Raw genomic sequence first — 12,411 nt, 5'->3', positions numbered from 1 at the left:
GGTGGGGGCTGGTCGCGCAGTTCCCCGCGGAACTGCGCGACCGGCCACGACGAAGCCCGCAGACGCTCACACAGAACGCCACGAGGGGCGGTACCCGGGAATCCCCGGGTACCGCCCCTCGCGCTTGCCTGACAGGCGCTTACTTGCCCTTGGCGGCTTCCTTGAGCTTGGAGCCCGCGGACACCTTCACGCTGAAACCGGCCGGGATGTTGATCGGCTCGCCGGTCTGCGGGTTGCGGGCGGTGCGAGCGGCACGGTGCGTGCGCTCGAAGGTCAGGAAGCCGGGGATGGTGACCTTCTCGTCGCCCTTGGCAACGATCTCGCCGACCGTCTCGGCGAACGCGGCCAGCACGGCGTCGGCGTCCTTGCGGGTCACCTCGGCGCGGTCGGCCAGCGCGGCCACCAGCTCACTGCGGTTCATGTTTGTACTCCCGTGTTCTTCTTGCCGTTGAGGCGTGCCACGCGGCGGAGCCGCATGTTGGGCACAGCGAAGCCGATGCTGCCAGGGTCCTCGGTCAGGCCCCGGACCCGGGTCCGTCTTCAGACCCTCGCGCCCGAAGACGCATCCTGCCCCCACCAGCGGCGGGAAAGCCAATCCGGCGCCCTCGGGGGTCACCGAAATGCGTCGCCGTCCCGGACTGGGGCGGGGTCGGGGCCGTGCTTCCCGGCCACCCTAGAGGGCAGCCAGGGGCCCCGCATTCCGCGACGCGCCGGGCCTCAGGAGGCCGTGGCGCCTGTCACAGCAACGCCGGCGGCCTTCGCGGCGTTACGCACCGCTCCGGCGACGGCGCCCGCGACCTTGTCGTTGAAGACGCTCGGAATGATGTAGTTGGGGTTGAGCTCGTCCTCGCTCACCACGTCCGCCAGGGCGGCCGCGGCGGCCAGCATCATCTCCGTGTTGACCGTACGCGACTGGGCGTCGAGGAGGCCACGGAAGACGCCCGGGAACACGAGGACGTTGTTGATCTGGTTCGGGAAGTCCGAGCGGCCCGTGGCCACAACTGCCGCCGTCTGACGGGCGATTGCGGGGTCGACCTCGGGGTCGGGGTTCGCGAGCGCGAACACGATCGCACCCTCGGCCATGGCCGCCACGTCGTCCCCGTCGAGCACGTTCGGAGCGGAGACCCCGATGAACACGTCGGCGCCGCGCACGGCCTCCTTGAGCGTGCCCGTGAGGCCCTCGGGGTTGGTGTTGTCGGCGATCCAGCGCAGCGGCGAATCGGCCTTCGCGTCGACGAGGTCCGCGCGGTCCGCGTGGACGACACCGTGGATGTCGGCGACGACCGCGTTCTTGACGCCGGCCGCGATCAGGAGCTTGAGAATCGCCGTGCCGGCCGCACCCGCACCGGACATGACGACGCGGATGTCGCCGATGGCCTTACCCGCGACACGCAGGGCGTTCGTCAGGGCGGCGAGGACGACGATGGCCGTGCCGTGCTGGTCGTCGTGGAAGACCGGGATGTCGAGGGCCTCGCGCAGGCGGGCCTCGATCTCGAAGCAGCGCGGCGCGGAGATGTCCTCGAGGTTGATGCCCGCGAAGCCGGGGGCGATGGCCTTGACGATCTCGACGATCGCGTCGGTGTCCTGGGTGTCCAGGCAGATCGGCCAGGCATCGATGTCGGCGAAGCGCTTGAAGAGGGCCGCCTTGCCCTCCATGACCGGCATGGCGGCCATCGGGCCGATGTTGCCGAGGCCGAGCACGGCGGAGCCGTCCGTCACGACCGCAACGGTGTTCCGCTTGATCGTCAGACGCCGGGCGTCCTCGGGGTTCTCGGCGATCGCCATGCACACGCGGGCCACACCCGGCGTGTAGATCATGGACAGGTCGTCACGGTTGCGGATGGGATGCTTCGACTGCATCTCGATCTTGCCGCCGAGGTGCATCAGGAACGTACGGTCGGAGACCTTGCCGAGGACGACGCCCTCGATGCCGTTCAGGCCCTCGACGATCTCGTCGGCGTGAGAGGTGGAGCTCGCGGCGATCGTGACGTCGATACGGAGTTTCTCGTGGCCGGACGCCGTCACGTCGAGACCGGTCACCGAGCCTCCGTGGGACTCCACGGCCGTCGTGAGTTGGGATACCGCTGTTCCGCTGGCGGGCACCTCAAGGCGGACCGTCATCGAGTAGGAGACGCTGGGCGCCGTTGCCATGGCCGACTTCCTCTGCTTTCACCGTGTGGCTGCTGCTGTTTTTCCGTCCGATCGTCGCACCTACCGCTGAGTACGTGGTAGCCGCCCCGGATTGCGAACGTTTTGTTCACCGCCCGGACAGCACCCCGGTCGCGCACTTTCGGAAAGTTGTTTCCACCATACGAGAAGTGCTGGGAAACAGAAAGAGGTCCACGTCAGGTGACGTGGACCTCTTCCTACGTTGATGACACCGGCCCGCCATGCTCGCCTCGCGGCAAGTGGTCGCTCGTAGCGACGAAGGTTGGGCCCGGGGGCTTGGATCGAGCCGGTGCCACGTCCAAGGTAACAAAGGATCCCCGTAAGGCAATTCCCATCCCTCGAACTCATTCACGCAGCAGGTCCGGCACCCCGTCCGCGTCGGGCTCGTCGCGGCTGCCCGAGACGACCGTGAGCTGCTGCGTGGCGCGGGTCAGCGCCACGTACAGGACGCGCAGGCCCGCCGGGGACTCGTCGGCGATCTCCGCGGGCGACACGACGACCGTCGCGTCGTACTCCAGGCCCTTGGCCTCGAGGCTGCCGAGCGCGACCACGCGGTCGCCGAGCCCGGCCAGCCAGCGCGCCGCCTCGTCCCGCCGGTTCATCGCCACGACGACGCCGACCGTGCCGTCGACCTGGTCGAGCAGGCGCGCCGCTTCCTCGCGGACGGTGGACCCGAGGCCGTCCCGTACGACCGCGAACCGCGGGCGCACGCCCGTCGAGCGGACCGCCGAAGGGGACTCGGAGCCCGGCATGGCGAGCGCGAGGACCTTGGCGGCGAGCTCGGCGATCTCGGCCGGGTTGCGGTAGTTCACGGTGAGCGTGAAGCGGCGGCGCGGGCGGGAGCCGAGGGCCTCGTCACGGGCCTCGGCCGCCTCGTCGGGGTCCGACCAGGACGACTGGGCGGGGTCGCCGACCACCGTCCAGGTCGCGTGCCGGCCGCGGCGGCCGACCATCCGCCACTGCATGGGCGTGAGGTCCTGCGCCTCGTCGACGATGACGTGCGCGTACTCCGTGCGCTCCTGGGCCAGGCGCTCGGCGCGCTCGCGCTGCGTCTCCTCGCGCGAGGGCATCAGCTCCTCCAGACCGGTGAGCTGGTCCAGGGGGTCGTACTCGCGCTTCTTCTTCGGGCGTACGGGGGTGCCCAGTACCGCGTTCAGCTCGTCGAGGAGCGCCACGTCGTGCACCGACAGGGCGTCGCGGCGCAGCGAGCGGGCGACCTTGCGGACCTCGCCGGGGTTGAGGATCCGGCGTGCCCAGCGGCCGAGGCGACGCTCGTCGCCCATCGCGGCGAGGACCCCGCGCGGGGTCAGCTCGGGCCACCACGCGTCGAGGAAGCGGATGAAGTCGTCCTCGGAGGTGATGTCGTCGTCGAACGACGAGCGCAGCTCCGCGGCGAGTTCCGGGTCGCTGTGGCGGGTACCCGCGCCGGACTGCGACCACAGGGCGTCCAGGAGGAGCTTGCGGGCGCGCGGGCGGAGCATGTTGACGGGGGCGGTGCCGCTCAGCGCGTTCTGGCGGATCCTCGCCAGGTCGGCGGCCTCCAGTTCGAGGCGGCGGCCGAAAGCGACGACGCGCAGGCGCGTGGGCTGCTCGGCGGGGGCCGCCGCGTCGTCGTCGGGCTCCTCGCCGAAGGCCAGCTGGCCCGTGCCCCGCGACGGCTCCTTCGCGGGCGTGCCCGCCTCGAGCGCGCCGCGCGCGGCCTTGCGCAGGACGCGCAGCATCCGCGAGGAGCCCTTGACACGGGCCACCGCCGGGGAGTCGTAGACCGTGGCCTGCGCCCCGGAGACGTCGTCGGCCAGCGAGCCGACCGCGCGGATCGCGACCTGGCCCTCCTCGCCGAGCGAGGGCAGGACGCCCTCGGTGTAGGCGACGAGGAGCGGGGTCGGGGAGACGATCAGGATGCCGCCCGCGTACCGGCGGCGGTCCTGGTAGAGCAGATACGCGGCGCGGTGCAGGGCGACGGCGGTCTTGCCGGTGCCGGGGCCGCCCTCCACGTACGTCACCGAGGCGGCGGGCGCCCGGATCACCAGGTCCTGCTCGGCCTGGATGGACGCCACGATGTCGCGCATGGTGTGGCTGCGGGCCTGGCCGAGGGCGGCCATCAGGGCGCCGTCGCCGATGACGGGCAGCTGCTCGCCGTCGAGGTGCGCGGTGAGCTCCGGGCGCATCAGGTCGTCCTCGACGCCGAGCACCTTGCGGCCCTTGGAGCGGATGACCCGGCGGCGTACGACCCGTCCCGGATCGACCGGGGTCGAGCGGTAGAAGGGCGCGGCGGCCGGCGCGCGCCAGTCGATGACCAGGGGCGAGTAGTCGGCGTCCAGGACGCCGATCCGGCCGATGTGGAGCGTCTCGGCGATGTCGGCGGTCCGCTTCCCGTCAGCGTCCTCGCGCACGGACCCCTCCGCGGGCTCCACGGCCGTGTAAGCGCCGTCCGGGCCCTTCTTGCCGTCCTTGCCGAGCAGCAGGTCGATCCGGCCGAAGAGGAAGTCCTCGAACTCGTTGTTGAGCCGGTTGAGGTGGACTCCGGCGCGGAACACCTGGGCGTCGCGCTCGGCGAGGGCGCCGGGCGTGCCGACCTGCCCCCGCTGGGCCGCGTCGTTCATCAGGAACTCGGCCTCGTGGATCTTTTCCTCGAGCCGGCGGTACACCTGGTCGAGGTGTTCCTGTTCGACACCGATCTCGCGATCCCGTACGGAATCGCGGTCCTGGTCGAGCGCGGTTTGCTGATGAGCCTGAGCGGCCACCGGGCCCCCTTCTGACGTGCTGGGCAGCCGTCAAAGGTACGCGAAGGGAGGCCCGGGAGGCTACGCATCCGGCTGCCGGGGCTACGCGTCGACCTCCACGAGGCGTTTGCCGTCGAGGGTCTCGACCTCGAAGTGGTCGATGGCGTTGCGCTCGAACGCGGCGCCCCCGTGCACGTACAGGGGGTACTTCGACGCCCCGTGCTTGCTGCCGGGAATGCCGTAACCCCACTGCGGGACGGACCAGGTGGTGACCGTCTCGCGCCGGCCGTTCTTCCCGACCGCGATCAGGGAGCACTTCAGCGGGCCCTTGACGTTCTTCAGCTCCAGGACGGTGTGGGTGCCCCAGGCCTTCTTCTCCATGCCGATGGTGGCGGTGACCTTCGTGGCCGGGTCGGTCGCCCTGACCTTCTCGTCCATGTGGTTGAAGAACGCGTCCTCGGCGGGGCTGGTGGGGTGGGCCCCCTCGGCGACGTTGTCGGTCCCGCCGTCGTTCACGGCGAGCACGGTCAGCGGGCCGCCGATGATCAGCGCGGCGGCGGCCGCCACCAGGTACATCCCGCGGCGGCGCTTGCGTGCCCGCCTCTGCGCCACCTCGTCGAAGAGCCGGCCGGCGAGCCGGTCGCTCGGTCGGGCGCCGAGCTGCGCACCGAGGCGTTCTCTGCCGGGGGTGCCCTGCGGTTCGGGGATGTCCGCGAGCGCGGCGAGCATCGGCTCCATGCCGGCGAACTCCTCCAGCTGGCGCGCGCACAGCTCACAGCCCGCCAGATGCGCTTCGAAGGCGCTCGCCTCGGCGTCGTCGAGGACGCCGAGCACGTAGGCACCGACCGTCTCGTGAACGTCACCGGACCCATGCGGTCCGTAGTCGTCGTACGAGGCACTCATGCCGTCACCCCCCGCTCCTCCAGCGCCAGCTTCATGGAACGCAGCGCGTAGAACACCCGTGAGCGCACCGTTCCGCTGGGTATACCGAGTGTCTCGGCCGCCTCGTTGACCGTACGCCCCTTGAAGTACGTCTCCACCAGCACCTCGCGGTGGGCGGGCGTCAGGTCCTCGAGCGCGTCCGAAAGGGTCATCAGCCACAGCGCCTTGTCGATCTCGTCCTCCGCGGGGATGACCTCCAGCGGCGACGGATCGACCTCCTGCGGCCGGGCCTGCCGGCTGCGGTGGCCGTCGATGACGATGCGCCGGGCGACCGTCACCAGCCAGGGGCGTACCGAACCGGTCGCTCGGTTGAGCTGACCGGCGTTCTTCCAGGCACGGATGAGCGTTTCCTGTACGACATCTTCGGCGCGCTGCCGGTCTCCCGCCACCAGCCTGAGCACATAGGCCAGAAGCGGACCCGCGTGCTCGCGGTAGAGCGCGCGCATCAGCTCCTCGTCGGGCTCAGGAGGCTGCGGCGCGCGATGTCGTGCCCTCGGCGGGCGTTCATCGGCCACGGCGGAATCCTTGCGCACGCCTACCTCCGCTGTCCCCTGGTTGAGCGTTCCGGCTGGGTCGCCGCTCGGCTGGACGCACCCCAGTACGTAAGAGGTCCGCGATGTGTTCAATCGATCCGCCGGGACATGCCAAAAGGGGTTTCGGGGCGGTCTTCGGGTGATCTTCAGGCCCGGGCGAGTGCCGCCCTGCGCCGGTGTCGCGCCACCCGCTCACGGTTGCCGCACACCTCGCTGGAGCACCAGCGGCGGCGCCGCCCCCGGGACGTGTCGAGATAGATGATCGGGCAGCTGTCGCCCTCGCAGCGGCGCAGGCAGGAGCGGGCGACCGGGTCCGTGAGGAGCTCCACGGCGTCACGGGCGACGGCGGAGAGCAACTCGCCGCAGCCGGGGTCGGCGTGGAGGGCCCTGGCGAGGGTGCCGTCGGTGCCGCGGGTCGCGCGGGGTGCGGGCGGCGCCGCGCGCGCGAGGGTGTTGACCCGCTCCAGGGCGGCGGACGCGGGCCTGCCGTCGAGTTCACCGCGCACCAACTGGCCGATATGACCGCGCAGTTCGACCATCTCGGCGAGCCAGGCGGCGTCGGCGTCCCGCAGCGGCGTGTCCGCGGGCACGAGCCCCGAGCCGACCAGCCAGGCCCGCAACCGCCCCACCGAGTCGAGCCGTTCGTCGGGGTGCGCCGTGGCCAGGAGATCCAGCGAACTGCGCCCGGAGTCGAAGCGCAGCTCGTACGAGGACGATGACGATGGCGATGCCATTCCCCTACAGTGCCCGCCCGCACGCACCGCCGGAACCCCTGGTACCGGGCCCCTCACGAAGGGTTCACGCTCCTCCGCGCCACCGCGGCCCACCACGGCCTCGTCGTGCTCCACGACGGCAAGGAACTCGCCGCCGCGGGCCTGCCGGCGGCCCTCGACGGGCACAGCGTTCACCGCACGCCGAACCGACTCAGTCCGTCCCGTACTTGGAGTCCGCCGCCGGGTCCAGGGCCAGGCGGTAGCCGCGCTTGACCACCGTCTGGATCAGCTTGGGGGTGCCGAGGGCCGTACGGAGTCTGGCCATCGCCGTTTCCACCGCGTGTTCGTCGCTGCCCGCGCCGGGCAGCGCGCGCAGGAGTTCGGCGCGGGGGACCACCCAGCCGGGGCGGCGCGAGAGGGAACGCAGGAGCGACATCCCGGCGGGCGGTACGGGGTGCAGGTCGCCGTCGACCAGGACGGCCTGGCCGCGGATCTCCACGCGGTGGCCCGCGATCGGCAACGTACGGGCCCTGCCCGGGAGCTCGGCGCACAGGAGCTGGACGAGCGGCCCGAGGCGGAAGCGCTCGGGCTGCACCGTGTCCACGCCGTGGGCCTGGAGCGGCAGCGCGGTGACGGGGCCGACGCAGGCGGGCAGGACGTCGTGGCGCAGGGCGGCGAGCAACTCCGGGAGCTGGCCCCGCAGTTCGGCCCGGGAGAGCAGGGACACGGCGGCGGGCGCGCTGGTGAACGTGAGCGCGTCGACGCCCCGCGTGAGGGTCGCGTCGAGCAGCCGGTCGAGAGGCCCGATGTCCTCCGGCGGCATCCACCGGTACACCGGCACCCCCACGACATCGGCGCCCGCCTCGCGCAGCGCCTCGACGAACCCGGGCAGCGGCTCGCCGTGCAGCTGGACGGCGACCCGGCGGCCGTCGACGCCCTCGTCGAGGAGCCGTTCGAGGACCTCGGCCATCGACTCGGACGACGGGGACCACTCCTCGGTGAGCCCGGCGGCCCTGACGGCGCCCTTGACCTTGGGCCCGCGGGCGAGCAGTTCCACGCCGCGCAGCCGGGCGACGAGCGCCTCGCCCAGGCCCCAGCCGTCGGCGGCCTCGATCCAGCCGCGGAACCCGATCGCGGTGGTCGCGACGACGACGTCGGGCGCGTGGTCGACGATCTCCTTGGTCGCCGCGAGGAGCTCGCTGTCGTCGGCGAGCGGGACGATGCGCAGCGCGGGCGCGTGCAGGACGGCGGCGCCGCGCCGCTGGAGCAGCGCGCCGAGTTCGTCGGCGCGGCGCGCGGCGGTCACGCCCACGGTGAAGCCCGCGAGGGGGCCGTGCTGCCCCGCCGGAGGGCCCTGCTGTGCGTCGTACATCTGGCTCTCGTCCCGCTCGGGTGGTTCTGCCGGGGTCGACCGAGCCTGTCAAGTTCCCGTGACGGGCTCGGTTCCCCATGATGTCAGCGGTGTTACGTCACACCTCGGCGTAGCTGAGCCGGGGCTCCGTCTCGGCGGCCTCGACGGGAGCCTCGGCACCCGCCGGGCGGCGAAGGTATACGGCCCAGGTGAGGGCGAAGCACACCGCGTAGAAGACGAGGAACCCGACGAAGGCGGCCGTGCCGGTGCCCGCGGTCTGGAAGGACTGGCGGAAGGCGAGGTTGATGCCGAGCCCGCCGAGCGCGCCCACCGCGCCGATCAGCCCCATCGAGGCCCCGGACAGGCGCCGCCCGTACGCCGCGGCCTCCTCCCCCGTAAGCCCTCGGGCCGCTGCCTTGGCCTGGAAGATGCCGGGGATCATCTTGTACGTCGACCCGTTGCCGAGCCCGGTGAGCACGAACAGGGCGATGAACGCCGTGGTGAACAGCGGCAGCGACTTCTGCGTCGACGCGAGGACGACCACGGCGGTGGCGGCGGCCATGCCGACGAAGTTCCACAGCGTGATGCGGGCGCCGCCGAACCGGTCGGCGAGCCGGCCGCCCACGGGCCGGATCAGGGAGCCGAGCAGCGGCCCGATGAACGTGATCGACGCGGCCTGCAGCGGCGTCCTGCCGAACTGCGTCTGCAGGACGAGCCCGAACGCGAAGCTGTAGCCGATGAACGACCCGAACGTCCCCACGTAGAGGAACGACATGATCCACGTGTGCGGGTCGCGCACGGCCTCCTTGGCGGCGCCGGTGTCGTTCTTCACGGTCGCGAGGTTGTCCATGAACAGCGCGGCACAGATCGCCGACACCGCGATGAGCGGGATGTAGATCCCGAGCAGGACGCGCGGCCCGCCGCTCGCGCCGATCACGGCGAGCCCGGCGAGTTGCACGACGGGGACACCGATGTTGCCGCCGCCCGCGTTCAGGCCGAGCGCCCAGCCCTTCTTCCGCAGCGGGAAGAAGGAGTTGATGTTGGTCATCGACGAGGCGAAGTTGCCGCCGCCGACCCCGGTGAGCAGCGCGCACACCATGAACGTCGTGTACGAGGTCCCCGGCTCCATCACGGCGAACGCGGCAACCGTCGGGACCAGGAGCAGGCTCGCCGCGAAGATCGTCCAGTTCCGACCGCCGAAGCGGGCGACGGCGAAGGTGTAGGGCACGCGGACGACCGCGCCGACCAGCGTGGCCATCGAGACCAGGAAGAACTTGCCGGCCGGGTCGATGCCGTACTCGGGCCCCATGAACAGGACCATCACGGACCACAGGGTCCAGATCGAGAACCCGATGTGCTCGGACAGGATGGAGAACGCGAGATTGCGCCGCGCGACCTTCTCGCCGCCCTCGCGCGACCAGAACGTCTCGTCCTCCGGATCCCACCTCTGGATCCAACTCCGGGCTGCCATCACACGCCTCCAGGGTCACGGTTCTCGGCTGATGACCTCGAACGTAGGGAGGCGGGATTACCGCGCTGTGCCGCACCGTGACCGCCGGGGAACGTTGCTCTCACCGTACGCGGGGCCCGGCGGTGAGCTTCGCTCCACGGCGTGGGTCAGGTCGTGGGCGTGGATCAGGACGTGGGGCGTTGGTTCAGCTCGTGGTGCCCGCCCACTTGAGGCCGGCCGAGCCGCCCTTGTCCCACTTCAGCGTGACCACGTCGTCGGCCTGCGTCAGGTTCGCGCCGAAGACCTCGTCGCCGGTGTCCTTGCCCATGCACTTGACGGCGATCCGGAACGCCCCGCCGCTGCGGTTCTCCCCGATGCCGGTGCAGATGCCCTTACCGCCCGCGTCGATGTAGGACACGCTGTACTTGCCCTTGGCCGTGCCGGTCGCGACCTTGTCGCCGACCGTGAGGGTCCTGGCCTGCTCGTCCTGCCACTGGCCCTGGTAGCCGGTGGACCCGGCGGGCCGCTCCTCCGCCGTCCCCGTGACATCGGACGGCTCCTCGACGGGGTCCTTCGTCGCGGGGTCCTCGGTCGCGGGGTCGTCGGAGGGCTCGTCCGATGTGGTGGGCTCCGCGGACACGGAGTCCTGCGCCTTCGGCTTGTCGCCGCCTCCGCCGCTGCTCGTGGCGAGGAAGATCCCGCCGACGATCACGACGAGCGCGACGACCGCGGACCCGACGATGACGGCGGTCCGGCGCGTGTTGCCGCCCGGCGGGGGCGGGGGCGGCGGATAGGCGCCTCCGCCGTAGGGCGGCTGCCCGCCGTACGAGGGCTGCCCGTACGGGGGTTGGCCCTGCGGCTGTCCCTGCGGGGGCTGACCGTAGGGGGGTTGGGCTCCGTATCCGGGCTGGTCGCCGTAGCCGGGCTGTCCCCCGTAAGCGGACCGGTCCCCGTAGCCGGGCCGGCTCTGAGGTGCCGGTGCCGGTGGCGGGGTCTGCGGTATCTGCGGCGGAGCCGGTGGCGGGGTCGGCGCGCCGGCGTACGGGTTGTCCTGCCCGCCGCCGGACGGCACCGGCGGCGGGGTGGGAGGCGGTCCGTACGCCGGGTGGTGCCCGGATCCGTCCTGCGGCGGCCGGCCGGGAGGCTGTGTCATGTCGGTCCGGGTTCCCCTCGTGGTCATACGGTCACTGGTCGCTCACGCCCCAACCTCCCCCACCCCCACCGGCCGCACAACCCCGTCTATGGGGACGCCCCCTAGCGGCTGTGTGCCCGCTTCTTGACGCCGTTCGGCCACAGCCGCGGGCGCCGCTTGGCGGCCAGGTCCTCGATCCAGCCCGTGCCGAGGACCGCGAGGGCGATCAGCGGCCAGGTCAGCACGAACATCCAGAGCATGTACGTGGAGTCGAGGGCGCCGCTCCATCTCGCGTCCTCCATGAACGGCAGGTTGTACGCGAGGTCGATGATCGGCACCGTGGCCATGATCAGCATGTTGTGCCAGAGATAGATCGTGACCGCGCGGTTGTTGGACAGCGTGATGAGCTTGTCCCACTTGGCGAGCCGGCCGGGCAGCTCCTGCCAGGACGGCGAGTACTGGAGCAGGATGACGACGAACCCGAAGGACCAGGTCGCCTGCGCCAGCGGGATGTCGTTCAGGTCCCAGCCGTCCGGCCCGAGATGGCCCGAGGCCCACCACAGTCCGAACGCCATCACGATCGCCGAGCAGGACACCGCGAGATAGCGCGGCACCTTCGCGAGGACGCCCTCGTGGTGGGCGAAGCCGAGGACCCAGCAGCCGCCGTAGACCGCGAAGTCGGTGACCGCGTTCCCCGTCTCGCCGGGGATGGTGACGATGCCCGTACCGACGACGGCCGTCAGCGCGAGCGGCGCGAGCAGCGTCGCCCACGGCACCTTGCGGAACGCCCGGAGCAGCAGCGGGGAGGCGATGACGAACCAGAGGTAGGCCCGCAGGTACCAGAGCGGGCCCGCGGCCTGCGCCGGCCAGGTGTCCTCCAGGAGGCCCGCCTTGTCGCCGAGGTGCCAGGGGAACGACGGCGCACCGACAGGCACAAAGTAGTTGAACAGGCTGATCCAGCCCCAGGTCCCGCCGCTGTCGGGGTCCTCGCCGGGGTTCCAGCCGCCCAGGAAGAGCAGGGCGAGGACGACGACGCTGAACGCCCACATGGGCGGCAGGAGCCGGCGGATACGGCCCCTGATCACACCGATCGCGGGCCGGCTCAGGGAGCGCGCCATCAGCGATCCGGCGAGCGCGAACATCACGCCCATGGACGGGAAGAGGACCGTCAGCCAGGCCCACCCGAAGAGGTGGTAGGCGACGACGCGGACGAGCGCGATGGAGCGCAGCAGGTCCAGATAGCGGTCGCGGCCCGGCTTCTCGGGCGTGGCGGCCTGCGCGGGCGGGGCGGGCGGAGCGGGCGCGGGCGCCGCTTCCGGTGTGAACGGCACCTGCGGGAACGGTACGTGCGGCATGCGCCGCGTCTGCTGGAACCCGCTCTGGCCGCCGGTGGCGGGA

10 protein-coding genes are annotated in these 12,411 nt (G+C 71.6%); all 10 read right to left on the bottom strand.

Annotation, left to right across the window (positions count from 1 at the left end; genetic code table 11):
* Nucleotides 1-139: 139 nt before the first annotated feature.
* On the bottom strand, nucleotides 140-421 hold the full coding sequence (locus tag ACWIGU_RS11725; RefSeq protein WP_030680681.1) for an HU family DNA-binding protein: 282 nt from the start codon (nucleotides 419-421) through the stop codon (nucleotides 140-142).
* Between the two features lie 296 nt (nucleotides 422-717).
* The gene (locus tag ACWIGU_RS11720) at nucleotides 718-2,151 is read right to left on the bottom strand and encodes a malic enzyme-like NAD(P)-binding protein (protein WP_454399806.1); all 1,434 of its coding nucleotides are present in this window, start codon (nucleotides 2,149-2,151) and stop codon (nucleotides 718-720) included.
* A gap of 362 nt (nucleotides 2,152-2,513) precedes the next feature.
* Nucleotides 2,514-4,913: a HelD family protein gene (locus tag ACWIGU_RS11715; protein ID WP_454399805.1), complete on the bottom strand. Its 2,400-nt coding sequence runs from the start codon at nucleotides 4,911-4,913 to the stop codon at nucleotides 2,514-2,516.
* An 81-nt stretch (nucleotides 4,914-4,994) separates the two neighbouring features.
* Complete coding sequence (locus ACWIGU_RS11710; protein WP_454399803.1) at nucleotides 4,995-5,795, bottom strand: anti-sigma factor family protein; 801 nt, start codon at nucleotides 5,793-5,795, stop codon at nucleotides 4,995-4,997.
* Nucleotides 5,792-6,367: a sigma-70 family RNA polymerase sigma factor gene (locus ACWIGU_RS11705; RefSeq protein WP_100593923.1), complete on the bottom strand. Its 576-nt coding sequence runs from the start codon at nucleotides 6,365-6,367 to the stop codon at nucleotides 5,792-5,794. The genes ACWIGU_RS11710 and ACWIGU_RS11705 overlap by 4 nt, the downstream gene beginning before the upstream one ends.
* Nucleotides 6,368-6,513: 146 nt before the next feature.
* Nucleotides 6,514-7,101: a CGNR zinc finger domain-containing protein gene (locus ACWIGU_RS11700; protein WP_454399801.1), complete on the bottom strand. Its 588-nt coding sequence runs from the start codon at nucleotides 7,099-7,101 to the stop codon at nucleotides 6,514-6,516.
* 190 nt (nucleotides 7,102-7,291) lie between these two features.
* The gene (locus ACWIGU_RS11695) at nucleotides 7,292-8,452 is read right to left on the bottom strand and encodes a uroporphyrinogen-III synthase (protein WP_454399799.1); all 1,161 of its coding nucleotides are present in this window, start codon (nucleotides 8,450-8,452) and stop codon (nucleotides 7,292-7,294) included.
* A 97-nt stretch (nucleotides 8,453-8,549) separates the two neighbouring features.
* Nucleotides 8,550-9,902, bottom strand: coding sequence for a nitrate/nitrite transporter (locus tag ACWIGU_RS11690; RefSeq protein ID WP_454399797.1), 1,353 nt, complete (start codon nucleotides 9,900-9,902; stop codon nucleotides 8,550-8,552).
* 184 nt (nucleotides 9,903-10,086) lie between these two features.
* Nucleotides 10,087-11,034, bottom strand: coding sequence for a hypothetical protein (locus tag ACWIGU_RS11685; RefSeq protein WP_454399795.1), 948 nt, complete (start codon nucleotides 11,032-11,034; stop codon nucleotides 10,087-10,089).
* Between the two features lie 101 nt (nucleotides 11,035-11,135).
* Nucleotides 11,136-12,368, bottom strand: coding sequence for an acyltransferase family protein (locus ACWIGU_RS11680; RefSeq protein ID WP_454400531.1), 1,233 nt, complete (start codon nucleotides 12,366-12,368; stop codon nucleotides 11,136-11,138).
* Between the last annotated feature and the right edge of the window lie 43 nt (nucleotides 12,369-12,411).

The organism is Streptomyces sp. NPDC055400 (genome assembly GCF_053644375.1).
Note: the sequence above shows the minus strand (reverse complement) of the source record. Positions and strands in the feature narration are given on the sequence as shown.